Raw genomic sequence first — 23,615 nt, forward strand, 5'->3', positions numbered from 1 at the left:
CCCTCCTACCCAGTTCTTTTCCTTAATTCCAGCAATTGACCTTCAAGTTTTCTTTTTTCTTCACCATCAACTACTGGCATTTGCTGATCGATCTCTGCCTCTTTCCTATGAATTTGGAAAGTGCTGTTCGCATTTAAACTCTCTCCTTTCAGGATATCACTGGATGTCTGAACAGTGGATTGTTTTTTACCAATTTCACCAGCAGATTCGTTGATTTTATGCTCATTTTCAGATCTTTGTTCCGCAACCCGGCGCTGTATATCATTTTGCGGTTCAAAACTCCGCCCTGACTGCTCGTGCAGTTTTGACTGATTTTCTTCGAATGCATCCTGCATAGTCGAACCCGATACCCGATTTCCGTCCACGGCGCCAGGGGTCCCGGTTTCAGTCATTCGGCTTCCGCTATGCTGAATCGTTTGTGACTCCAGCTCCTGCCCAGAATGACTGAATGTCCGATGTGAGGTTCCAGCCGAACCAGTGTGTTCCGCAGCCGCTGAATGTCTGCCATGTTCAATACCGCTGGCTGACGAAGCGTTGTTCCCTGTTCCAGTTTTCTGAATCGTCACAGCCTCGTGTTCACGGCTCAGTCCTGAATGGTTTGCATCCTGACGAGTGTATTCAACAGAGCTGTCTGGGATGTTCTCATCGCGATAAGAAGTGCCTGGTTGACTGACAACGCGCCTTTCAGCGATCGTTGATTGCTCACCACGATAGGTTTGTCCGCTTTCAGTATGCACTGAACCCGTAGTCTCCTGACCGGTTGATATGCCTCGTCCGGCTGGAAGGCTACTTTCCTCTGTAACCTGATGATTACCGGAAGAGCTACCACTCCTTATAGCCGCAGTACGTTCAGTTTCACTATTTGCTGAGCTGTACCGGACGCCATCATCATTCCGTACTGAGCCTGAATCCTGTTGCCCACCAGACCCACTGTGGACAATATGCTCACCACTGAATGCCGCATGTTCAGTACCACTGGCGAGGTCTGAGCGCGCCTGCTGATAATCACCGCTGATTTCAGGTTTCAGTCGTTCGTTTACAAACTCCATCGCTGCTTCACGCGCTGTCGGCGCACTGGTCAGCATGGACTGAGCCTTGTCACCATACTTATTAGCCGCCCAGTCAACGAACTCCTGATTGTAGTTCGTATCGAGGCTGGCACTCTGGTTCTGCGCCATCGTGGCCATACGGCTGAACTCATTACTCTGCGTTGAACTGGTAGTGTACTGATGGTACTGACTTTGAGCATCGTTGAGCGTAGCGGCAAATTGTTGAACGTTACTGTTTGCCGCATTCTCCGTATGATTCGAACCATCGCTTACCCGACTGCTGGTAACCATATCCATACCCTGACGGAAATCATTAACCGCCTGGCTGTTCTGGTCATGTCGCATATCCTGGGTATGTGAGCCTGAATCCTGAACCCCGCGTGAACTCCCCGTTGTATGGCGTGCATCCGCTGAAAGATTCCCTTCAGCCCCCCATTTAGCCACACCAATATTTATGCCACCACCAAGCGTAGTTTTTACGCCCGCAGAAAGGGAACCCTGATTACTGATATCCATCAGCTTGTTATAGGCTTCCTGCGTTGAGACGTTGTTCGCTTTCGCATAGTTTTCCGCTGCGGACATCATCATGCTGGCACCGCGCGAAGCATTGGTCGCCTTGCTGTTTTCACTGCCCTGGCTAATGCTGTCGCTGCTACCGGTCTGATGGGACAGTTGCGAAAGCTGTGACCACCCGCTGGTGACGCTGTGGTTGTAACCGTCGAGTGCCGTCTGGGCCTGTACCTGCGACTGCCGCGCCGACTCCTGGAATCCGCTGCTCGCCAGTTGGCTGAGTTTCATGTTCACCGGCAGGTTTGACATCGCACCGGAACCATCGATTACCGTATGGCCACCGGCAGTCTGGGTCTGAGTCGAACCATTATCCGCCTGCCATGTCTGCTGGCCCTGACGCTGCATCAGGTTGGTGTCCATCTTGTTCTGATTGACGTTATCCATCGACATGTTGTTAAACGACCAGTTGCCATCTGCCGTGGTTGCCGACACGCCGGCGGAGGTGAAGGCGGCCGAACTGAGTACGCTGCCTGCCACCTGTGAACCCATCGCCGCTGCCCCTTTCGTCAGGTAGAACGAAAGCAAGGGGATTGACAGTGAGAGATATCCGGCTAGGTTCGCCACATCAGAGTGCTGCAATGCCACCACATCCGTATTGGCCAGCACCAGTGCCGTGCCACCGGTTTTGGTCTGCAACCAGAAATTTGCGGCATAGTTCAGAATGGCAAACATGATCGGCCACATCTGGAAATAGATAAAACCACAGACATACAGCTTAAGCGTGTTCAGGCCAAACAGACTATGGTTGGACGCCGCCAGCGCTATCATCAGCGGGAACAGACACACCAGGATAAGCATCAGAAGCGACTGGGCAAACGGCAGTGTGCGGGTCGCCAGCTCATTACCGGCGGCCCAGCTGAGACGTTGCTTCGTTGCCGCGTTCTCGGTCGCCAGATTCAGCAGGTTCGCCGTATCGGAAGACCGTGCCGCAAACCCTTTCACCCCCTGCCGGACCGCGCTGTTGGTGATGTTGTTTTTCATGATTTGCGCCGCACTCATCCCGCCGGCATAGAAATACCCGTAGCTTTCACCCATCGCGTTAGCCAGAAGGGTCGCCCCGTTTACCTTGTTGCCGAAAATTTTATTGGTCAGCATGGTAAAGGTGGCACTGGCCGGATTTCCTTCCGTATTGGCCAGCGAGTTTATCTGTGCAGCCGCCTGCTGGCAGGTCAGAAACTGACGGGTCGAATCAGTGGTTTTGAATATCCCGCGCAGCGGACTCGGGTTACTGGTGATAAGCCCCAGCGGATCAGTGGAGTTCAGCAGCTGGTTCACGGTGTATTTGTGATTCAGCAAAATGTCGCCAATCACGCAGTTCTCCACGTAATCCGGCAACATCTGGGCCAGCTCCGGGTTCTGCGTGGTGAAGTCACTGGTTTCCGCCACTATCTGTGAGCCAAACAGCATCCCGCTCTTGCTGTAGGTCACCGAATCGGGTCTGGCCATCAGCATGTCATACGTCGACGCCATCTTGTACCCGATACTGGTGGTCAGTGAGGCAATGGCCGCCAGTCCCACTGGCACATTATCGGTTTTCCAGACCGCTGCCGGGTCTGACAGGTCGATAATCTGCACGGAACGTTTTGGAACCAGCAGGACAGACGTCAGGACCATGAAGATAGCCAGCCACTGCACCATCACCATCGGGTTACGTTGTTTGATAAAGGCAAACAGGGCGGCCAGCACCCCAAAGGTGCCGGCAATACGTAACAGTGTACTGAACGTGTTCATACCCAGCAGGGTGACAACGGCGTCCAGCGCCGTTTTCCACATCCCCCCGCCATAGATGGTGTATATCTCAAGCATCAGCGATCACCCCAGTGATAGTTGCTCTGATAAGAGCCTGAAACGATGGTGGATACCTGCTGTTGCAGGTACTGCATGTTACGGTCGATGCCATCAAGCGCGTTCTGGTCAGCAGCAGACTGGAGTTTCATGTCAGCCAGCAAGCCCTGGGCATGTATGACGTTGTCGCGCAGTTTCGCGGCAGCCTCTTCCGGGAAGTTTTTGCCGGCAAGCGACAGACTTGCCTGTTTAACCAGTTCCTGGAGGTACTGGATCATCAGGTCCTGCGCGATGAAGTCAGCCACCTGCAACAGATAGGTCGCGCTCATCCCCATACTCTGTGCGTTGGTCAGGTATTTCAGGACGGGCACCGACGTGGTGTTTACAAACCCTTTTTCCTGATCGGACAGCGCATTGTCATCGACAAGTTTGTTTTGCATCGACAGCATCAGGTTTTTTGACTAGCGTCACGAGCGCATTGGATTCGCTGATGGTCAGGTTCACGACAACCGGCGTGAGGCAGAGTGTGGCTTCATCACAGCCGTACACCTTCGCTGTTCCGCCGCGCATCAGCACCTTAATCAGATCCCGGTTATCGACCAGCGGCGTCAGAATGGTGACGTCGCCGTCCTTGTTGAAGATGATTGAGCCGACCGTGCTCATCACCAGCTCCTTCAGAGCCCGGTCATTGCCCAACAGGCCGTTTTTACTCAGCGTGTCCCAGATCAGGTTTTTGTTTTTCAGCACCTGGTCTTTTTCATCGTCACCGGCCTTGCTTGTCACCTTGTCACTCTGCCCACCCACGGTACAGCCCTGACGGGACGCGGCCCAGTCAGCAAACATATTGGTTTCACCCGAGATGTCCTGACAGATTTTCTGCTGCGACACCTGTGTGACCGGCCACAACCCGCCGATAATGCCCTGTGCCGCCTGACACGAACTCATGTTCATACTGTTCACATCGTTGGCCAGCTTTTGCAGAAAATCTTTCGCCTGCTTCAGTTCCGGCACCATCGTCTGGAGAGCCAGGTCAAAGGCGTAGCCGGCGGCGTTACTCATGATTTGTTTAACAAACCGCTGAATTTCTTCCCCGCTGATCATACTGAACGACCCCAGATAGGCATCGATACCGCCGCAGCCGGCGTTCAGGGAGGGCAACTGCATGGAGATGAGCTGGACGTTTTTGACGGGGTTTCGCAGATAGACAGAACCACCCGAGAAGTAACCTGCCGCCTGTCCCTGCCAGGCCTGAGCCTGGGAGACGTTGCCGCTGTAGCCGAGACTGCCAAAGAAGCCGTTCAGGTCGCCGTTGACATCAGCCTGCGCCGGCAGCGCAGCCAGACCGGCAAAAAAGACAGTGCCTGCTGTTATCAGTGCCTTAATCATGCGATCTCCTCACGGGGTTTCCGGGACAGGGTCAGGCGGCAGATGTACAACCCTGTGGCAGTGAAAAAGAAGCCGACACTCAGCGAAATGAGCAGCAGCACCGGCACGTCCTGAAGGTAAAGGGTCATTTCCGGGCGGGACAGTGCGCTGACCACGCGATGGGCCAGCGTCCCGTAAAACGCGGCAGATACCAGCAACGTCATGCTGAACAGCAGCCACACGCGCTCGGCACGCGATAATGCATACGATGTTGTATTCATGTTGAAGTCCGGTTGTCTTACTGAGGGGTGACCTGCGCACTTGCCGGCATCGGCGGCAGCGATTTCGGGTCAACGTTATCCAGGTCGGCCTGAATCAGGCTGGCCATACGGCTTTCAAGCGTGGGGATTTCCATCACCCCCTGCGTCAGCGGGTACGCCTTCAGGGTGTTGACGTTGACCACGAAGGCGGTCGGCGTGGCGATGGGCAGACCGTTGCCGAAGAACGTGACGATTTCATCGGCTATCGGTGAATTCGGGTCCGTTTTGCGGGGGATCATCGGGGTCGGGAAAGAGCCGTCCCCGCCACCGTCCAGGGTGTAGGGGTACACCCGGATATCGTGCTGATCGGCCCAGCCCTTCAGTAACGGGTCAAACTTCGCGCTGTACTGGCAGTGGGCCTGCATAAAGAGCACCACCGCATAATCCTTCATGTTTGCCTGGCGACCGTCCGGCAGTGACATCAGGTTCACCGGTGCAGGTGCCGGGATGGCCGATGCGGTCATGGCAGCATCGTGAGCCGGTGCTGTCGTCTTCGCCGCTTCCAGCAACGCCAGTTCTTCACGAATTCCGGCTTGTGCGAGCAGCGGCATGGCAATCAGCAGGGCGGTGAGTCCGGATTTAATGCTCATGATCGGCCTCCTTGTGATCCTGCTTTGCGTCATGACGGAACCAGCGATATCCGGCATACATCAGCATCCCGGCCGCTCCCATCCAGAGTCCGTTGCATAACCAGAGCAACCCCTGCTGGGTATGTTCAACTGACAGGGTCATCAGCTCACTCAGTACGCGCGCCATCGTGCCCCAGAAAAACAGTCCTGCGAAAAGATTAACGTTCATGGTTTGATTACCTTATGAATTCGGTTTAAAGCCGGTGGCCACGTTCAGGAATCGCTTCGACAGATCATCCTGGGTCATGAAGCCGTAGGACAGGGCACGGTAGTTTTTGCTGGTCGGGTCGACCAGGAAGAGTGCCGGGAAGTGCGAGATATTCATCGAACGTGACTGTCCGGTGTCCGGACGACTCTGTGGCAGACTGGCCGCCACCTGCCCGTCGACCGAAACCGGGATAAGCGAAATACCGTTGGTTTTTGCAAAGTCGGCCACCACGCCGGCCATCTGCACATCAATCGGGTCACTGCCCCGGTAGAAATAAAACAGACCGTACTGATGCGCCAGCTGCGTCACCGCGTTCTGCCGCGACTGCTGGTCACGCGTCTGCACAAACGGCGCCATGCTGTTGTAGTGCGGGTACTCCAGGTTGTAGTCGAGATCCGGGTGGCTCAGCTGCGCTGCCGCAAAGGACTGGCTGAACATCGACCCCCGGTCGGTCCAGAACTTCTGCCAGCGCAGGAACGTTGCCGTATTCTCTTTCGTCGGGTACAGGATGGCGCGGTTAAGCGCCTCCATCGTGTACCCGCGCAGCACCTTTGCCTGTTCCTGCGCGGACAGCTTACTCATATCCGGAACCGACTGCGGCGCGGGCTGCTGTGGCTTTTTGGGCAATTCAGCGGGCTTTTTCGGTTCGTTGTACCAGGCCCAGCCGGTAAACGGATCAGCCGGTGTCACTATCTCTTCAGCCAGGGCTGACTGACCGGCAAAGGCCAGCAACAGCCCCCAGAGGACACATTTTCGTTTCATTTACTTACCCCCCTGCTGGTTCACCTGGGCGGCGATACGATCCTTGATTTGTTTCACCTGCGTACTGGTGTCAGGCACTTTCTGGTTGTTCATCAAATCTTCGTAGAAGTCCGCGAAGTTGATTTTGTCGAAGTCGATGCTCTGCAGTTCCGGCACCGTGATCCCCCGGCAGTCAGGACTGCTGCCGCTGCCAAACTTCACGCCCAGCTGGTCACGACGCCCCTGCTCCTGAATGATGCGGGCGAGTTTGCCGTCAAAGACGCAGTAAACATGGCTGGTCTGGAGACATACGCCGGCAACCTGACGATCGCAGCGGTCACCCACACTGACGGTAATCTTCTTGGCTTTCGCCTTGCCGATGGCCATCTCATCATCGTTACAGGCCGATAATCCGGTGTCCTGTCCCCAGCCAGAGTCCTTACAACAGTTAGAGAATCCCGCGAAAGCTTTACGACAGCTCATCGCCTTACCGGTAAAGGCTCTGACGTTAATGGTGGAGTTCTGGTCCCTGACGTCTTCAGCAGCAGAGGCCAGGCCAGCGAGTTTGGCCACGGCAGTGTCAAACCCGTTATCCCCCGCCCCGTTGGTGTCGTCGCAGTCCCCTGACTTACAGATATACTGGCCACCGCAGACCAGGCCCGTGGACGAATGCACCGTCTGGCACTGATAGATGTAGTCTTTATGAGAACAGGTGCCGTCAATGTACTCAGAGCAGGTTTCACTCGCTTTGGTACAGGCAGCGTTGCTGGTCAGTGAGGCACAGGTGCCGGTCGTGTTCTCGCTGACCAGGTACGTATCGGTGTACTGCCAGCAGTCGCTGTGAACCGTCTGCGTGACACCATCAACAACCACCTGCCGGTCACCGCCTTTGATAGTGCAGACCGAGCCGGTTTTCTTTCCACCCGGGCTGTCCGGACAGACTGACGGGGTCGTCGTCGACGGGACCCAGACTTTCACCGTTGTCACGATGGTGATTGTCGCCGTGATTTTGGCGAGGCCATCATTGTTGGGGTATTTTGACGACATGACCGACATCATCATCTGGTCTATATAGTCAGAAACATCATTTGTCAGTGTCCCGCGCAGCATCCCGTCAGCCGGGACAACCTGCTGGGCCACATCCACATCAAATGTGTTATTCACATTTTTCAGCGTCTTCGACGTGCCGTAGAACGTCAGTTTCGAGCTAAAAAACGGGTTTCCGGCGCTGCTTTTTTGCGATGTGGTGATTGAACCTTCCAGCATGGTGCCCCCCGGTTCATCCAGCGGCAGCGCAAATCCAAGCGTGTTGTCATCGATTTTCGTAAAGACCAGCGTCGCCGGCGAGATGACCACAGTTTTCGTGGACACCTGATTCTCATAATGGCCGGTAATTTGTGTGTCGCGGGTACAGGTCTTTGATACAGCCACATCGGCGCTACAGGAATAGTTATCAAACGTCGATTTTGACACGGTCGTCTGTGTACACTGCTGGCTGCTGCCATCCATGATCCCGTCAGCCGTGCCCTCCGCATTCTTGCCGATGGTGATAAAAGGAGCCTTCGGGTCAATGGCGGGCGCCGGGTTTGTCGTACCGGACGAGATAACCGACTGCGCGGCATCATTGCCCTGAAGGGCCGCCTGACCTTTGTTGGCCAGCCCGCCGTCCCCGCCACTCACGCCACCGTAATACCCTTTCTCCGGCGGGTTCGCGGTATAGCCCGGAATGGCACTGGTGACCGTACCGGGATTTTTCAGGGTGTCTGTCCCGCTGGATGCACTGCCTTTGCCAAAACTTGCCCCCGCATCAAAGGCCGGATTAGCAGCACCGGCCAGGAGCGGAAACGACATCAGCAGGGTGAAAAGTGACTTTCTCATCGTGCAGCCTCCAGTAACTGGCGGGCCGTTGCGGCACAGTCACCGCTTTCCGCCACTTTTTCCAGCGCCTCCTTCAGGGGCAGACTGCCCCTGATAAAGTCATACCGGCCCGGGCAGGTCACCACCAGGGCTGGCACTGTGGTGATGTGGTACTGACTGAACAGGGTTGGATCGATTTGCACGCCGGCATCCTTGTCTTCCTTGTTCAGCTCAAACATGAGCGCCGCCGTCTGGCGCATATCGTTATTGACCAGACCGCGTAACGTGGGCGGAATGTTGTATCGGCGCGCATCTTTCAGCATGGGCAGAAGGCCTTCACGTGGTATACCGAGGCTCACAAAATAGATTGCCGGGAACGTGTCTTTGTCACCCATCGTGGTGGACTGCGCCGCGATATTGCCCTGGAGGCGGTTCATCAGGTCCTGCTGCGCCTGCGGTAAGACAGGCAGCCCTGCGCCCGGGTCAGGCATTCCTTCTTTCATCGCTGCCAGTGCGTCCTGCTGTCCTTTGATCCAGTTACGGTCCGTAACGGAGGTCTCTGTCTGGGCACTTGCCAGCACCTGAGACGCAAAGCCTGCCAGGACGCTGAACATCAGCGCCCGGAAATAAGCGGTTTTCATTGTCATGTCCTTAAAGGAAGACGCAGTTTCGTTTGCGCCAGAAGAGGTAGCCGAAGTTCTTTTTGGAGGACGGGGAGTTGTGCTTCATGCCCCAGGTCTGGGTGATAGCCCCGAACGGGTGGCAGTTGGTTGCCTCGGGGTACATGTTCACCATCTGATATCGCCACCGGTCTTTGGGAATAATGGGTGACGGGTACTGGTTACAGACGGCGTTATCGGCTCCGACAGAGTTCCAGACCAGTCCCTCGCGGTGCATCTTGAACGCCATCCTTTCCCCGACCAGCAAGGAGGTTTCCAGCGGTGAGAATTCACCACTGGTGTAACCGGTCAGCGGGTACATTGTCCCCTGACTACCGGCACACCAGAACAGCGGAGCGAGCGACATACCTGCCGCACTGGCCACCGCGTCGGCCGCACAGGCGGCCTGAGCCACAACATTCCCGAACAGTGCCGCTTCAGGGTTAATCAGCATCGAGAGCGTACTGTCATTCCACAGAGGGTCAACTTCAGAGAGGTAAGCGATGTCCATATCGCCGGTCTGCAGGCAACCCAGGCTGGTGATAATGTTGAGCCAGAAGATCAGCGGGTATTTGTACCAGTGAACGTGGTAAAACGCGCCGGCTGCGGGCCGGTCACTCTGACCTGACGTCCCTGTGCCCGTCCGCCCCAGGTCGATTTTAAATCCCCCCATATTCACCATCACACCCGGCTCACGGGTCACATCCACCATCGCCATCGGCTCCCAGAACCCAATGGCCAGACCAACGCGGTACAGGACCCCCACCGGACATATCTGGATGGGGGAGGATGGGTTAGCGGTATCTTTCTGCGGACCGGAGGCGAGCTGGATATTGCCGAGTGTCATCGGGAACAGGCATTTCCAGCAGACATCCGTTATCGGGTTGACCCAGCGACCGTCTCCGGCGTTGCTGGCGGCGGTTGCCTGCGTGGGGGACCAGGACAGTAATATCAGCAGAATGCCGGCAAGCCATGAAAAGTGCTTCATTTCACCTCCCGCAACCAGATACAGACCGGGCCGTCTTCCGTGTCATGAATGGAGCCGATAAACCAGCCATCGCCCGCAGGCGCTGAGGGTTGCCAGGCACTGATATCCGCCGCGCCCTTTTCCCAGGCTGCAATCACCTGAGGCGGGGCATCGTTTTCCATCCAGCGGGTGGCACAGGTCAGGTTGTGACGGTGCATCCAGTCACCAAATTCAGTCCGGGTGGCCTCATCACTGGCTGACGTAAAGTAGCGGGGGTGCGTCCAGAAGCCGTTGCGGTCACGGGTAACCGTCACCGGCCCGATATATTCAGGATGTGTCATGGGGTATCTCCGGGAGTGCCGCAGCCACCGGACGGCGGGAGGGCCAGTTAAAACAGAAAGGTCAGTGTGTTTCGGGCTTAGTCGCGGCTTTCATGACGATCATTAGCCGTTGTTCTTTGCTCATGTCCTCAAGGGCTAGCAGGCCAGCCCGCAAGACGAGCGAGGGATAATAAAGGGGATTCTCTGCAAGAATGGCATTGAGCCGTAATGCCGATTTTTCATCATGACGAACGGCTGTAACATTCCGGCCCTTTTCAGCATCAGGGTCTTTTTTCATGGTGTTACCTTGTCGGGGTTAATCGGAAACCGTGAGAACATTCAGGCTGAGGCGGAGCGCAACGCAGTGAGCACCGAACATCCTGGATGGCCGCACGGTTGAATCAGTGAGGTTTAAGGGTACGCGTGACGATAAAGGCATAACCGTTGTCATCATCGTAGTCCGCGCCATGAGCCTCCCCGGCGGAAATGCGTTCAGCAGCAGCATTCAGATACAGGGTTAACATCTCTGTTGAGCGCGGAGACGTTATCTGCGCGAAGACCGCCACAACCCGCTTTTCTTCGTCCTGTGGTACAGCAATCATCCTCGTCAGCGCCTCCGGTACGTTCCGGCCAGCAACCTCAGAAAAGAACCCCGGAGGCGTAGTGCACAACTGACGCTCCAGTGTCACCTGAAGGCCCGGGCTTGTTACCGGTACATCGCTGAGTTCAGGCATATTGTCGTTTTCAGGAAACGGCGTGTGACTCATCCTTTTCACAGCCTCGTTCAGACCGCGAACCAGATCACGGGTGATGACCAACGTATCAGACGTCACGATGATGCTCACCTGCCTGACGGGCCACATCTGTTTTTGCCAGTCGGTCAGCCTGGTGGAGTTTTCATCCTGACTGCGGGTGATATACCATCCTTCCCGCTCACTGCCCCAGATAAGCATGTTCAGCCATTCCACAGCGGAGCCATTTCTCATAGCGTCATCAATACTGTCATTCATCGCCTGTTCTGATAGAAGGGGGGTCATATAACGGTGGCGAACGCTGGTCACTTTTCGGCTGATATCGCGTCTGTCTGCATTTGCCAGCCGTGTGCAGCGTGATGCATCCTGCGTCAGTTCGTAACCTGCCGAAAACAGTGCTTTTTCCATCTCGGCGAGCATCACCTGGTAATAGTTCTGGTTAGCAAAGTCATGCACAGCAGATGCATGACGGGCATTACCAAATTGTGCCGGCGGGACGGGTATTCCTGGTCTGGCTTCCCGGGTCCGCCGTACACGTCTCGCCTCTGCCAGGTATTGGATCACCAGCCAGCCGACCAGTAAAATAATCAACACCAGAAAGCCACTGAGCCCCTGCCCTATACTCAGGCAGGAAAACACACCCTGCAGCCCGTCCGGACGGGTTAAACAGCTGATTAGCGCCATACGTTCATCTCCTCCATTCTGTTACGGATAAGACTGACGAGATACAGGGGAAACGCCTCATCACGTTGTTCTGGTACCGCCGACACCAGACTGTTCTGCGCACACCAGTGATGCCAGGCACCGGCGATCAGCTCGGGTTGCCACGATTCGATTTCAGGGTACAGCTGACAGAGTTGATTCACGGCGTTGTCATTGCCTTTAGTATCCGTATTGTGGTCTGTCATGTGCTGAGGTACAGACTGCACCGCGGCATTGTGTTTCAGTGACATTCCGCGTTCTCCTGCCCTTCGCCTGCGAACAACCTGTCGAGACGCTCAGAAAGCGACATCGTCTGGCCCTTTTTACGTTTCGCACCGTCTTCTGCCCGCATGTTCTCCATCAGAAGATGAATGATGAAGTCAGGGAATCTTTCATCGCGTGTTTCCGGCTCCTGAGTATCCAGCTGGTTCTGTCCGCACCAGTGAAGCCATGCTTTAGTCACCAGTACCGGATGCCAGCCGTCAATTTCGGGGTACAGCGCCTTGAGCCGTTCAGCGGTTCCGCTGCGGGTCACGGTCGCTGGCGTTTTTCGGTCCTTTTTTTGGGGATGGCATGGTGCGGATACCGCGTTACGGAGAGTGGGAAACAGGTCACCTAACGTAGTTGCTGTCATTTTTTTGCTCCTGATACCGGAATTTCTTCCACCTTCATCACACGGCCATCACGCGAAATCCGTGCCGGGATGTGTTCAAAACCAAACTTACGGGTCAGTACGCCAGACTGGTCAAAGTAGATACGCTCATTCAGGGCATTGCTGCTGTCCCTGATGTTGCCTTTCACCAGGATCACCTTAAAGTCTGTTTGCCCGGCGATTTGCTGCCGGATCCAGTTCACCTGCTCCCTGTCATCACCGTCGATGAAATAGAGCACCTGGCTGAAAGGCACCTTATCCAGCGGGTTGACCGTGTCACCCTTACGGGCAATCACGTTGCCCTGCATATCGGTAATGGTCTCTTTTACGGTGAAAGTCGGGTCCCAGACGAAGCTGCGGTAGGTCACGGCCTTACTGAGTCCTTCAACCGGGGTCGGGCGAACCGCGTGTTCTTTTACCCGCGCGGTTGCCTCCTCCCGTAACCGGTCAAGTTCACCGCTCTGCTCCATTCCCTTCAGGCGGTTCTGGATAAAGGTCAGCATGTCCTGTTCGGCAGGTTCGAACACGTTGCCCCAGGTCCCGAGATCTTTGGCACCACTGGCAGCAGAGAGCGTCAGCAGTATCAGAGCCGTCAGCTGAAGTCGTTTTTTCACATGCCCCCCTGGGTGCGCCGGGCAATGTCGGCGCGGATTTCATCGGTGATATCACGCTGAGGGCTCATCACTGCCGGTTTCACCAGGATGATGGCATTATGTGAAGCCTGCCATTCGCCCAGACTGGTCGTCAGTGCCGCGTTGAAGCGGGCCGTCAGGGCTTTCGCCCTGCCCTCATCAAGCTGTAACTGCGATGACTGCTGCATGAAGAGGTCAACCGTCCCTTTCATGTCAAACACCACAACTTCCGGGGTGACGGCCTTCGCCGTCACATACGCCACGCCGGTCATGGCCAGCAGTCCCGCCAGTCCCAGCAGCCCCCCTTTAAGCCAGCGGGATGTTTTGCTGGCCATCGTCACACCGTCCCGGACGGCATCGCCGTCATACGGCTTTTCGTTTTGTTCACTCATGCTGCGTTCACCCACTCTTCAAGTTCCCGAAGTTCACCGCCAAATTTCTTCTCCGCCAGCAGATATGCCGCCTCTTCCGCCGTGGCTCCGGCTTTCTGCGCGTTCTGCATATAGGCGAAATCCTCACCGCGCGAGCTGAACATGGCACGCGTGACGGGGTCGACAAACAGACGATGGAAGGAGCTGTATTCACCGGCGCTTATCAGCAGGGAGCTGTAGCCGGTTTGCAGGGCGGGCTGGAAGCCACGGATAACTTCTTTTTCCATGTCCGAGAACTGATCCGGGTTATCGGCAAGGTACTGTTTAAAGGCCCTTGCATCCTGCAGCAGGGTGATTTTGGTGGAGCTGTTGTTCCAGGCGGCTTCTGCTTCCTTGCTGGCGCTGAAGTCCTTGATGCCCTGGGTGATGGTGATAAACGCGCCCCGGTGGCGGCGCACGGTACGGTAGCCGGTTTCGATAAACCGTGCCGCGTGCGGGTTGGAGCCACCCAGCAGACGCCAGGCCTCGTCGATGATGCAGACTTTTTTGAGGTCGCGCGGGCTGTGGTACATCTTTTCCTGTATCGCCAGAATGAGCGAGAACAGGATGGACGAGAGCAGCTTCGGCTTGTCTTCCAGGCTCAGCAGCTCCAGCACCGCAAAGCGGGTTTCGCCATCGAGGGTCGGGTTGTCCGCATTGAAGTATTCGCCATCCGGCCCCCAGGTGCAGTAGGTATCGAGCAGCATGGCCAGCTCAGCGAGACGCGCGATAATCGTCGGTTTGTCCGCAAAGGCTGTATTGACCTCTTCACTGGTCAGGTAGCGATGAACATCATCGATACGCGCCTTGTGTTCTTTTTTCTCCCACGCATCCATGACCGCTTTTTGCAGGATGGCTTCACACACCCCATCCAGTGGCTGCGTCGGACTGGCCAGCACCGTCAACAGACGAACAATCCCTTCAGCAGAGTGTTTGATGTCCCGGACGTTAGCAAACGGGTTAAAGCGCAGCTGCGCCCCGTCGAGGTAGACCCCGCCGGCCTGGTGGCAGTAGTTCTTGTAGCTGTCCCCCATGTCAATGACCCAGGCATACCCATTGGCGTTGAGTACATCGCGCAGGACCCCCTGCGTCAGGAACGATTTACCGGCCCCCGAGGTGCCAGTGACGGCAATGTTGAAGTTGGTACTGCCGTTCTCTTCACCAAACATATCGAAGAAGGCCACCTGGTTGCGGTAGGTTGGCAGTGGCATTCCCACGTTCGACAGCTGGCGTTCTGCCACCACCGGCATCAGGCTCACCGCGTTCCAGGATTTGGCGCGAAGCGTAGCCCCGGTCATCTTCAGGTCTTCCCACATCCCTTCCTGCATGACGAACGGGAAGCCGGCCAGCCAGTTACGCATCTGCTGGTACTGTATCGTCACCATCTCCAGCTCGTTCTTGCGGAACACGTTGACGGCGGCCAGCTCGCAGGCCTGGGCATCGGTGTTGTTATCCGGCGCGAACAGGGTCAGATTGAAGTAGGTGTTGCAGAGCGCGATTTCGTTGCTGTTCAGCTGTTCGCGGGTGCGTCGCCATTCGTCTGCGGCTTTTTTGGTGCCGGGGAACAGTGCGGCGTAAGCTGAATTCGCTTTTTTTGACAGGTCCGTGTCTTTACGGAAGGCCTCACTCTGACTTTTGGTCTGTTCTTCCAGCTCCGTCGTCCAGGTCAGCATGAACGGACAGGGAATGCCGAGGTCGGGGAAACGCAGATTTTGCAGGTTGTCAGCCCCCTGCCAGAGAGCAAAGCGGCGCGGGTTCTTGCTGAGCTGCATGTTAATGATGCGACAGGCTGATGCCGGCAGGCGCGTCCCGCGCGTATCGATGCTTTCCGGCAACGCCATACGGATATGCGATGGATGAACCTTAAGGTCAATCCCCGGATCAACCACCTGGCGGTTAAGCTTCTCATCCTCGTTGTAATCCCCGGAGGACATCAACACCTGCTCCTGCCGGTAGTTCATCTGTTCACGTACCGCAGACAGGAAGGCGTTCACATCGGTGTTTATACTGTCGATACGCGCAGCTCCCAGTGAGACGCGGATGGTGTTGCGTATCTGAATCAGGTCATCAATTATCCGCTGCGTCTGGGAGGCGCGCTTCAGTGATTCTCCGTAGACAATAAAGATGCGGTAGTTACGCAGGTAGAGCGGGTATTCACGTTCGTTGGCCAAACCGTGAAGCGCCGAGCGCTGCCAGAATGCACGGGTGATTTTATTGAGGTGTTCGGCCATCTGACCTTTCCACATATCACCGCTCACCCCGCGATCGATACGCTCTCCTACACACTTGCTGGCCAGCAGAATAACGGTCAACGGCGTTTTACGGGGCAGTTTCTTGCGCAGCATGTCGTCGAGCGCGGCCATCACCTGCTCATTCGCACCGGGCAGTGGCGCGGCTTCCATAATGAAGCCTGCCGAACCGGCGTTGACGAAAATCTCATTGGTGTCGTCGTAATACCGGTACGGTAGTGCGGCGACCAGGGACGGGTAGTCCCAGGTCTGGGAAAGGTTGTTACGGGCCGTTGCCGCACCGTCTTCCTCTTTCCCGTTTTTCAGCATCCCCATCAGACTGTCGACAAAACTCATTTTCGGCCCTCCGCTGCGGCCCGGATCAACTCCAGGCGGCGCAGCCGCTCATCTTCCGACTGGCGAATAATGTGTTGCTCATTACCCCTGTTAACGTGCCAGTCACCCTGTAGACGCTCAATGACCACGCCCTCATCTTCCCGGGCGGTGGTGTCATTGCGGAAATCCGTCATTCGCCGCCCTCCCCGATAACGCGATAGCTCTCATCCCAGTGGGATTTGTTTTTCACAAACTCGACAACGGCGGGCTGATGAAAGTTGTCGTCCGTGTCCACCCAGGGTGCAATCCACAGGCGCTGCGTGGCGTCAGGGATGCGCTGAACCGGGACGCGGCCAGCGGTGTTGACCGGCACCGGCGTGGCATGACTGGTGGTGACCAGCGGCGTGACCAGTGAGCCGGATGTCTCCGCCTGGGCAGTCGCCAGCGGGCGAGGAGCAATTGGCTTAGCGGCGGCGGTTCCGGTTGCTGCGACGGAAACAGGACGCCACGGATTGACGCCCGGCGCTGTGTTACGCAGTGCCGGCAGGGTTTCACCCGCAGGCTTTTTTGTGGCTTTATCAGCCGTCAGGTCGTCCAGGCTTTTGCCCTGCGCGGCCAGTTTGTTGGCCTCTCCGGTCGTCAGGCACTGGTCGGTGGCGGTCTTGTTGCAGTCGAAATCAGAATTGAGACCGGCGCAGCCGGTCAGTGCGCTGCACAGCAGTGCAGCACCCAGTAGTTTTTTCATGGGGTAACTCCGGTGGTGTTTTTGGGGGTTATTGAACGGGAAGGCTCTGGTGCAAAATCAGCAGCGGTGGTCGCTTATGGGTTACAGATATAGCGGATCCATTTTAAAAGGGTTGCAGGGTTAAGGGATGCGGGCTGCATGTCTGGCGGCTTATACATCGCGCCGGACAAATCCATATCTCATAGCCGTTTCAGCCACGTCCAGCAGGTCAGCATTGGCTTTAAACTCAGCTTCAAGCCATAACCTGACATCGTCATGTTCCAGCTTCCCTTTTTCCAGAACAGCGGCCCTTAGTGCTTTCCAGGCTTCACTGTCACGCGGTTCATATGACTGAAGCCTCCTGTCGATAACCTCGTCCCAGCCGCCTGGCGTACTCAGTTCGGAAACCAGAAAAATGGCAAACACACTCAAAGGTGGAAGGGAGTACAGGCTATAAGGCAAAAGCTCATAGTTCAGCACTATGGTAACGAAGATAGCGGCCACCACAGCCAGTAGTATCCCGGCGAGCTTCTTGCTGATACACCCCAGCCTCTTTCCTTCAGACCAGGCTTTCCAGTCCTGCTTAATACCTCTCAGTAAAACAATGCGGTTTTCCATGTCTGGCTTCTTCATTTTCTCTCCTTTTCTTCAGGTGTTGTGTCCTGGGTTGGCGAGTGCAGCTCACGCCACACCATGCCGCCAGGTATTGACTCGGCCAGGAAAAGAAGGCCTGCCAGAAAAAGGAACATGCCGATAAGCTGTACCCATATAAAACCGGAGAAAAGCGTGGAGAACAAAATGGACCACGAACCGGCGAATATAAGTCCTGGCCTCCACCGGGTTGTTGCCCACTGCAGTGTTTTCCGTGATTTCATCCTGAGTTCCTCATCAGTTGATGGTGTCACCGAGGCGCAGCTGGCTGGCCTGGCGGAGAACATCATCGGGGTTGATGTTGCCGACTGAGGTAGTGCTGGACGTGGTGGTCTGACTGACGGGTTGCGGAGCAACGGCGTCCTGCGCGGCGCTACCTGCTTTCTGCAGTTCCTCTTTCGCTTTCTGGTCTTCAGCGTCTTCCAGTGTTTCCAGTCGGAAACCTTTCTGGAACACGACCGTGACCAGGTTGCCGGCACCGATATCAATCACCGGGTGATACTGCTCAGCGCGTTTAATCCAGTACTGACTCAGGGTGTCGGCCGCCTTACTGGCTCCCCCACCTAACCCCTGCTTAAACACGTCGCCGGCACCGACATCGGCTGTGGCGCCGAGTCCTACTGACGGTGTGGCAGCAGACTTAATCCCTTCACCAAAACCTGAAAGCAGACCCGCTGCGCCGGCGTAGCCGACAATCATGCCGTTACGCATCACTGGCTTGCCGCGCACACCACCCTTACCCTGGTAGCTCACGTGACCGTCAAATTCCATATCGACGTGCTTGCCGTTTTTCAGCACGCAGCTGATCGACTTTGTTCGCACCACACCGCGCTCGCTGGAGATATCCCCCCAGATTTCGCCCACCACAAAGCAGCCATCCGCGCTGTACTCTTTGTTGTTGGGCATCTGGATACTCCCCAGAAGACGAATGGTGACGGGCTGGGTGTTCTGCTGGCCGGTGACGCTGGCGTTGGCATCGGCCCCTTCAATCATGATGGCGTCAGAGAAGGAGCCGGACGGAATCCAGGGCAGTTTTGTGGGCTTTTTCTTCAGACTGTCGTAGCTGAATTTGGTGGTCGACAGACCGCCTGTCATGCGCTGGCCGGAGCCGCCCGGATAGAACCCTGCGCCCTGCCCCATATTGACACCAGTGGCGGCCGGTGTGCCTGTGGGGGTCACGGAGTATTCGGGGGGTCGGGCCTGACCGGCAGCAACGGGACCCGGGAGTGGTGTTCCGTTCTGACCAGCAGGTGGTGTCTGCTGGCCTGTGGTCGGGTTGCTGCTGGGGGCTTTCGAAAGCTGGTCATTCAGGCGCTGAATTTCCGCGTCCTTGTCGGCGAGTTTCTGGTCGGTGGCGAGTTTGTTCTGCGCAAACTGCTGCGAGAGCGTGGCAAAATTTTGCTCGAGCGCAGAGGTCTTCGCCTGCTGTTGTGCCAGTGCGGCATCGCTGACCTGCTGGTTAAATGCGGCGGTCACGACACCGGTCATGTTCGGTGCGGCAACCGGCGCGGGCTGCTTTTGCGCCTGCTGATACTGCCCGTACCAGATAACACCGCCCGCAGCGGCTGCGCCGCCCACAAGAACGGCGGCGAGGATGGCCACCTGCTTACGGCGGGTCTTCAGGTTTTCATTCAGATTCATGGGCGGGTGTCTCCGTCATCTGAAAACACAATCCAGGCGTAGCCTTCGCCGCCGGCATAGAGCTGGCTCTGTGAGAGCATGACGGCCCTGACGCCCTTGCGCCAGAAGTCGCGCTCGCGCAGGCTGCGGGTGACGTTGCCCGGATTGCTCATCCGGAAACGCACCAGACGAAGGTGGTTGCCGACAAACTGGCGTTCCGGTGTCAGGCGTACATCACTGGCGGGTGTGTATGCCGGCATCCGGCTGACCGGGTATTCCTGGTAGTCATCAGGCACCTGGCCGTTGACGACGGCCCGGGACAATGCGACCAGTGTCTTTTCATAGGTCTGCCCTTCTTCCCAGGCCTTCGCGTCATCGTTCTTGCGAAGTGGTGGTGACATGGGGGTGAAGCGCAGGGTCTTGCCGTTGCCGGGCTGCGGTTTGATATTCAGGCTCAGCGATGAGCCGCGGTCAGTCTGGATAAACAGTGTGAAGTTCTGGCCAACAAGCGGAGACAGAATGAGCGCTCCGTCATCGGTCGTGCTCTGGTCGTAGGCACCGGATGGTCCGCTGATGCTTGTGATTAATTCTCCGTCGACAACAACCTTGCTTGGGTTGGTGTTGCTGAGAGTGACGTTAAAGGCGGCGTCGTTCTCAAACGGAATGGCTGCGGGTGCGGAAGCGGCCCGAAGGCCGCCAGTAAAGAATCCCGCTGCCAGAATCACAGCAGCAGCTGCCGGTGAAATGCGAAATTTCATGGGCAGTCCTGTTAGTTGGTGGTGGTTACCGGCTGGAGTTCCTCGAAGCTGTGGAGGTTAATCACGCCATTCACATAACTCAGTTTCAGTCGGTAGATTTTTTCTTCGGGCTTCAGGAAGGTGGTGATTGCGCCGTTGGTGGTGGAGGATTTCAAAGTGCCGCTGAATTCCACGGAGCCATCATTGGTGACCCGGATTTCTTTCGTGTCGAACTGGGTGGTAATCCCTCCTTTCTTGATGCGTTCAGCTTCAATATCCAGGGCTTTCTTGAGCACATCCCGCTCAGCAGAGGGGACGTACCCAAGAATCATTTTCTGGTTATTGTCGATGTTTTCCGGGGTGATATTCAGTCGCCAGTAAATAAAGGAAGTGGCGAACTGTGTCATGCCGGTTGCGTCTGCGCTGACTGCATCAGAAGCGAACGGACGGTTATACGTCATTGGGGTGGTAATGGTTTTCTGGGTGGTGGCAAAATGCCATGCCAGCGAACCGGTTAAAACGTTACCCACTCCCAGAATCAGGGTTAATCCTGTAAGGCCAATAAACGCATAGCTGAGTTGTTTATCGCGTTCCCCTTTGATTTTCAGTTTCATGAAAGTTATGCCCTCCAGTGCCGGAAACTTGAATCAGGTATCTGGCGAAAAGTGACTTTGAATAAAAGTGACGGCAGGTGCCAGTAACAGAAATTAAGTAACCAGAATGACCCCTGCCCTTTCTTCAGGTATCTGACAATGAACCAGAGAATCCCCGCTATAACGCCAAGTTCGAGTGACATATTGTTAAGCACCCCTAAAACAACCAGGGGTGCGGTCACGATTAATTCATCAATTGGAAGGCCTAAATAACGTTCCTGCTGGTTCAGTGTTTCCGGGAAGTAGTATTTATCCTCTTCCCCGCTCATCGTTTAGCTCGCGATACCGAAGGCGACACGGGTAAAGATGATTGCCATAACGATACCGACAAATACCAGTGGAGAGCGTGCCTTAATATAAATAAACAGGCCCATGATGATTTCGGCAATGTAGAACCATTTAATCAGTGAGGAGCCAGAACCGAATGTGGAATTAACAGTTGTTGCCTGTGATGAGAGGAGGTCAGTACCGGATGCGAATGACGGGTTGGTGACCATAAGTGCAATTAAGAATGCACCTGCTGTTTTTAAGTAAAATTTCATCTGGCGATTTTCGCGAGCTTTACGGAATAAAGACGCTACCGCCCATCCCTTACCGACGTTAAGGGCGCTGCCTTTGGTTAACATGCTTGTTTTCTCCGGAAGTAAACAAAAGTGGTGTGCGTAAGTTGTTGTTTACGCGGGTGCAATTGTCCCATGACCCTAAAAAAAAAAAACTGTGACGCATGTCACACTTTTTGATTTCATTCGGATTTATCTGAATATGTAAGTGAGTAGGCTTTGTAGACCGGAAAGTTCTGAAATGGCTTACAGGATCTATAGCTATGAAAGTAAAAGAGAAAATGTGGGATGGTCGCGGCCGTCCACGAAAGTTCCAGCCCGGCGAGGCGGTCGAGTGGCGGCTGCGCGCGCCGGATAATTTGCTTATGGAGCTGCGAATATGTGCGAGGGCGGGTAACAGAAGCGTAAATGAGGAAATTATCGCAAGGCTTTTGTTGTCCCTGAATTATCAGCCAGGGAAGGTAGTAATTAAAACTGCGGAAGGCGAACGGCTCATTTCGTTGGCGGTCAGGTTCGAGGAGTGGCTCGGGAATTTACTGAATGAAGTGGATGGTGAGGCTGAAGAGAAAAATAAGGTTCCGGTGCACCAGGAGCAGTTGTGGATGTGGCGTGAAGGTGAGCGTGTGTTGCTCCCCGGGAAAACTACAGGCTACAGTATGCGTATTCCCGAGAATCTTGCAGATGAAATCAGGGCAATGGCAAAGGTGCATAACCGTAGTCTGAATGACGAAATGCTCACCAGGTTAATGAATACGCTTGGATATTTTACTGAGAGATTACTTGACCAGAATGAGGATGCGCAGGCACTGAAAGTATTGTGTATGGAATTTGAGGTTTTTTTAAAAGAAAAAATCACGGAGGTGGAGAAAGAAGACCTTCCGTGGGATGAGGGTGAGTCTCAGTGATCGACAGGGCCGGAAAAATCCGGCCTGAAACCAATAATTAATCCGTCAGGAAGTGGTCTTTTTCAGCCTTATCTTCTGCATCGTTAATCGAGCTGATATTGGCATTTATCAGTTCTTCAAGCTTCACTCCAGAGTCTGGCCCCTTCATCGTGACAAAGATATCAGAGACAAGTGCGGTGAGAATCATAATACCTTCACGTGAGCCAGAGACTTTCTTAATGAGGTCGCGTCGGAAACCATCGAGATCGAAAGATGGGCCTTCTTCCTTCGATTTGTAGACCATCAACCCGAGTCGAACTAATTCGTTGACTATTGATGAATAGTTCATGTCAGACGTTGTTGCGCCTTTCTGTAACTCAATCTCAAGAATATCATGTATTTCTCTGTCAATTTTATCTTTAAAGTAGATGTTCTTTCTTGGCATGATATTTTCTCAAAAATTTCATGCAGTGCCTGATGCGGCACTGCAATGCTACTTATAAGTCAGTTCCCGAAGTAACTCGTCTCTGTAACTTACTGAGAGTTCGTGTAAATCGGGCTTTTTGAAGTGTGCTAATCCGGCACCATCATGTGTGTGCATCAGGCACTGTGATGTGTGGGGTTCAGGCACTATTCATTTTTAAGTTACTCTAATTATTGAATACACACAATCCCCACACTCAACAGTGCTGTATCAGCACACACAGTAGTGCTGCATTAGGCACTGCAAGGTGTGCTGATGCACACACCTTTATTGTTCACGCAGCATAATTCCGCATAATACGAACAGGTATACATCTGAATTAAAAGAAAAAATCTGCAAGACGAAGTCTTGCGTGGGGTGTGATGTTTTAGGAGGTTAGTAAAGAGCGGCATGTAAATACGGTAGCCTGGTCTGCTTTCATTATTTCAGCCAGGGGTAAAAGTCATGCCGGAGAGCGCTTACGCGCGTTTGTAGTGAATAAACTTGATTAAGACGATCTGGCGGGGTATTTTTTAAAGCGGCTCCCATTAGTGCTTATATCTCGTTAAAAGGCCAGATGATGAAAATAACATTATTACCCGCTGCCGTGCTGGTCGTTTCACTTTCAGCGGGCGCAGCTCCCCAGATGTGTTTTGATCAGGCGGGAAAGGACTACCGTATTGATCCACTCCTGCTGATGTCAATTTCCATTAAGGAAAGCAGACTGCGGGCAGATGCGATTAATGGATCAAACAGGAATGGGACAGAAGATGTCTGCGGGATGCAGGTGAACAGCTCTCATTACGGAAAGCTTAAAAACTTTAATATTACGCGTGACCGGTTGTTAAATGATCCCTGTATCTGTGTCTATACCGGTGCCTGGGTTCTGGCGCACAACTTCCGGTCGTATGGTAAAAACTGGGACAGCGTAGGAATGTATAATACCGGCCCCTCGAAAAAGCTCATCACTCAGCGCCGGGCGTATGCCGAAGATATTAAAAATATATATCGCGTTTTGCTGGCACGAAAAACGATCCTTTCGCAGTATCAGGAGCAGAGCGGGGGAATGGTTAATGCAGAAAAAACAGCAGAGACGGCGTCACTGAATAACACACAATAAAAAGCCGCTCATCAGAGCGGC

The 23,615-nt window shown here is 54.9% G+C and carries 28 protein-coding genes and 1 pseudogene; 2 read left to right on the forward strand and 27 right to left on the reverse strand.

What is annotated here, in order from left to right:
• Nucleotides 1–5: 5 nt before the first annotated feature.
• From traG to WM95_RS26275, 26 genes and pseudogenes are all read right to left on the reverse strand, one after another.
• Nucleotides 6–3,425, reverse strand: coding sequence for a conjugal transfer mating-pair stabilization protein TraG (gene traG / locus WM95_RS26155; protein ID WP_088545069.1), 3,420 nt, complete (start codon nucleotides 3,423–3,425; stop codon nucleotides 6–8).
• Nucleotides 3,425–4,790: pseudogene (gene traH / locus WM95_RS26160) on the reverse strand (conjugal transfer pilus assembly protein TraH). The gene traG and the pseudogene traH overlap by 1 nt, the downstream one beginning before the upstream one ends.
• Entirely contained in the window at nucleotides 4,787–5,050 is a 264-nt protein-coding gene (locus tag WM95_RS26165; RefSeq protein ID WP_032656071.1) for a hypothetical protein, read from the reverse strand. The pseudogene traH and the gene WM95_RS26165 overlap by 4 nt, the downstream one beginning before the upstream one ends.
• A 17-nt stretch (nucleotides 5,051–5,067) precedes the next feature.
• Nucleotides 5,068–5,679, reverse strand: coding sequence for a type-F conjugative transfer system pilin assembly thiol-disulfide isomerase TrbB (locus tag WM95_RS26170; RefSeq protein ID WP_088545070.1), 612 nt, complete (start codon nucleotides 5,677–5,679; stop codon nucleotides 5,068–5,070).
• A complete protein-coding gene (locus WM95_RS26175) occupies nucleotides 5,669–5,887 on the reverse strand; it encodes a hypothetical protein (protein WP_088545071.1) in 219 nt (72 codons plus the stop codon). Before WM95_RS26175 ends, WM95_RS26170 begins: the two co-directional genes overlap by 11 nt.
• A 12-nt stretch (nucleotides 5,888–5,899) precedes the next feature.
• A complete protein-coding gene (gene traF, locus WM95_RS26180) occupies nucleotides 5,900–6,688 on the reverse strand; it encodes a type-F conjugative transfer system pilin assembly protein TraF (RefSeq protein ID WP_088545072.1) in 789 nt (262 codons plus the stop codon).
• Nucleotides 6,689–8,545 (reverse strand): type-F conjugative transfer system mating-pair stabilization protein TraN, encoded by a 1,857-nt coding sequence (gene traN / locus WM95_RS26185; RefSeq protein WP_088545073.1) that lies wholly within the window; start codon nucleotides 8,543–8,545, stop codon nucleotides 6,689–6,691.
• The gene (gene trbC / locus WM95_RS26190) at nucleotides 8,542–9,165 is read right to left on the reverse strand and encodes a type-F conjugative transfer system pilin assembly protein TrbC (protein WP_088545074.1); all 624 of its coding nucleotides are present in this window, start codon (nucleotides 9,163–9,165) and stop codon (nucleotides 8,542–8,544) included. Before trbC ends, traN begins: the two co-directional genes overlap by 4 nt.
• Nucleotides 9,166–9,175: 10 nt before the next feature.
• Complete coding sequence (traU, locus tag WM95_RS26195; RefSeq protein WP_088545075.1) at nucleotides 9,176–10,171, reverse strand: conjugal transfer pilus assembly protein TraU; 996 nt, start codon at nucleotides 10,169–10,171, stop codon at nucleotides 9,176–9,178.
• Entirely contained in the window at nucleotides 10,168–10,491 is a 324-nt protein-coding gene (locus tag WM95_RS26200) for a hypothetical protein (protein WP_088545076.1), read from the reverse strand. The genes traU and WM95_RS26200 overlap by 4 nt, the downstream gene beginning before the upstream one ends.
• 61 nt (nucleotides 10,492–10,552) lie before the next feature.
• Nucleotides 10,553–10,768: a hypothetical protein gene (locus WM95_RS26205; RefSeq protein WP_088545077.1), complete on the reverse strand. Its 216-nt coding sequence runs from the start codon at nucleotides 10,766–10,768 to the stop codon at nucleotides 10,553–10,555.
• Nucleotides 10,769–10,871: 103 nt separating this feature from the next.
• On the reverse strand, nucleotides 10,872–11,906 hold the full coding sequence (locus WM95_RS26210; RefSeq protein WP_088545078.1) for a hypothetical protein: 1,035 nt from the start codon (nucleotides 11,904–11,906) through the stop codon (nucleotides 10,872–10,874).
• Nucleotides 11,897–12,175, reverse strand: coding sequence for a hypothetical protein (locus WM95_RS26215; RefSeq protein ID WP_088545079.1), 279 nt, complete (start codon nucleotides 12,173–12,175; stop codon nucleotides 11,897–11,899). Before WM95_RS26215 ends, WM95_RS26210 begins: the two co-directional genes overlap by 10 nt.
• On the reverse strand, nucleotides 12,166–12,558 hold the full coding sequence (locus WM95_RS26220) for a hypothetical protein (RefSeq protein WP_088545080.1): 393 nt from the start codon (nucleotides 12,556–12,558) through the stop codon (nucleotides 12,166–12,168). The genes WM95_RS26215 and WM95_RS26220 overlap by 10 nt, the downstream gene beginning before the upstream one ends.
• Entirely contained in the window at nucleotides 12,555–13,190 is a 636-nt protein-coding gene (gene traW, locus WM95_RS26225; protein WP_088545081.1) for a type-F conjugative transfer system protein TraW, read from the reverse strand. The genes WM95_RS26220 and traW overlap by 4 nt, the downstream gene beginning before the upstream one ends.
• A complete protein-coding gene (trbI, locus tag WM95_RS26230) occupies nucleotides 13,187–13,600 on the reverse strand; it encodes a type-F conjugative transfer system protein TrbI (protein ID WP_088545120.1) in 414 nt (137 codons plus the stop codon). Before trbI ends, traW begins: the two co-directional genes overlap by 4 nt.
• Nucleotides 13,597–16,203, reverse strand: a complete 2,607-nt coding sequence (gene traC / locus WM95_RS26235) for a type IV secretion system protein TraC (RefSeq protein WP_088545082.1) — start codon at nucleotides 16,201–16,203, stop codon at nucleotides 13,597–13,599. The genes trbI and traC overlap by 4 nt, the downstream gene beginning before the upstream one ends.
• Nucleotides 16,200–16,376, reverse strand: coding sequence for a hypothetical protein (locus WM95_RS27490; RefSeq protein ID WP_176600604.1), 177 nt, complete (start codon nucleotides 16,374–16,376; stop codon nucleotides 16,200–16,202). The genes traC and WM95_RS27490 overlap by 4 nt, the downstream gene beginning before the upstream one ends.
• The gene (gene traV, locus WM95_RS26240; protein WP_088545083.1) at nucleotides 16,373–16,927 is read right to left on the reverse strand and encodes a type IV conjugative transfer system lipoprotein TraV; all 555 of its coding nucleotides are present in this window, start codon (nucleotides 16,925–16,927) and stop codon (nucleotides 16,373–16,375) included. The genes WM95_RS27490 and traV overlap by 4 nt, the downstream gene beginning before the upstream one ends.
• A gap of 150 nt (nucleotides 16,928–17,077) precedes the next feature.
• A complete protein-coding gene (locus WM95_RS26245) occupies nucleotides 17,078–17,539 on the reverse strand; it encodes a hypothetical protein (RefSeq protein WP_236901076.1) in 462 nt (153 codons plus the stop codon).
• Nucleotides 17,536–17,781, reverse strand: coding sequence for a hypothetical protein (locus WM95_RS26250; protein WP_088545084.1), 246 nt, complete (start codon nucleotides 17,779–17,781; stop codon nucleotides 17,536–17,538). The genes WM95_RS26245 and WM95_RS26250 overlap by 4 nt, the downstream gene beginning before the upstream one ends.
• Nucleotides 17,782–17,794: 13 nt before the next feature.
• Nucleotides 17,795–19,198, reverse strand: coding sequence for an F-type conjugal transfer pilus assembly protein TraB (traB, locus tag WM95_RS26255; RefSeq protein ID WP_088545085.1), 1,404 nt, complete (start codon nucleotides 19,196–19,198; stop codon nucleotides 17,795–17,797).
• A complete protein-coding gene (traK, locus tag WM95_RS26260) occupies nucleotides 19,195–19,935 on the reverse strand; it encodes a type-F conjugative transfer system secretin TraK (RefSeq protein WP_088545086.1) in 741 nt (246 codons plus the stop codon). The genes traB and traK overlap by 4 nt, the downstream gene beginning before the upstream one ends.
• Before the next feature lie 11 nt (nucleotides 19,936–19,946).
• Nucleotides 19,947–20,528 (reverse strand): TraE/TraK family type IV conjugative transfer system protein, encoded by a 582-nt coding sequence (locus tag WM95_RS26265; RefSeq protein ID WP_088545087.1) that lies wholly within the window; start codon nucleotides 20,526–20,528, stop codon nucleotides 19,947–19,949.
• A gap of 5 nt (nucleotides 20,529–20,533) precedes the next feature.
• Nucleotides 20,534–20,836 carry a type IV conjugative transfer system protein TraL gene (gene traL, locus WM95_RS26270; RefSeq protein WP_088545088.1) on the reverse strand — a complete coding sequence of 101 codons (303 nt, stop codon included), beginning with the start codon at nucleotides 20,834–20,836 and terminating at the stop codon, nucleotides 20,534–20,536.
• A 3-nt stretch (nucleotides 20,837–20,839) separates the two neighbouring features.
• A complete protein-coding gene (locus WM95_RS26275; protein ID WP_088545089.1) occupies nucleotides 20,840–21,193 on the reverse strand; it encodes a type IV conjugative transfer system pilin TraA in 354 nt (117 codons plus the stop codon).
• A gap of 197 nt (nucleotides 21,194–21,390) precedes the next feature.
• Here WM95_RS26275 and WM95_RS26280 point away from each other — a divergent pair, with 197 nt between their 5' ends.
• Nucleotides 21,391–22,032, forward strand: coding sequence for an Arc family DNA-binding protein (locus tag WM95_RS26280; RefSeq protein WP_088545090.1), 642 nt, complete (start codon nucleotides 21,391–21,393; stop codon nucleotides 22,030–22,032).
• Between the two features lie 37 nt (nucleotides 22,033–22,069).
• Here WM95_RS26280 and WM95_RS26285 read toward each other — a convergent pair whose 3' ends face one another.
• Entirely contained in the window at nucleotides 22,070–22,456 is a 387-nt protein-coding gene (locus WM95_RS26285) for a relaxosome protein TraM (protein ID WP_088545091.1), read from the reverse strand.
• Nucleotides 22,457–23,054: 598 nt separating this feature from the next.
• On the opposite strand from WM95_RS26285, the gene WM95_RS26290 reads away from it, so the two are divergent.
• Nucleotides 23,055–23,594, forward strand: a complete 540-nt coding sequence (locus WM95_RS26290) for a lytic transglycosylase domain-containing protein (RefSeq protein ID WP_088545092.1) — start codon at nucleotides 23,055–23,057, stop codon at nucleotides 23,592–23,594.
• Nucleotides 23,595–23,615: the final 21 nt, after the last annotated feature.

Source organism: Enterobacter cloacae complex sp. ECNIH7 (assembly GCF_002208095.1).
Taxonomy (GTDB): Bacteria; Pseudomonadota; Gammaproteobacteria; order Enterobacterales; family Enterobacteriaceae; genus Enterobacter; species Enterobacter cloacae_M.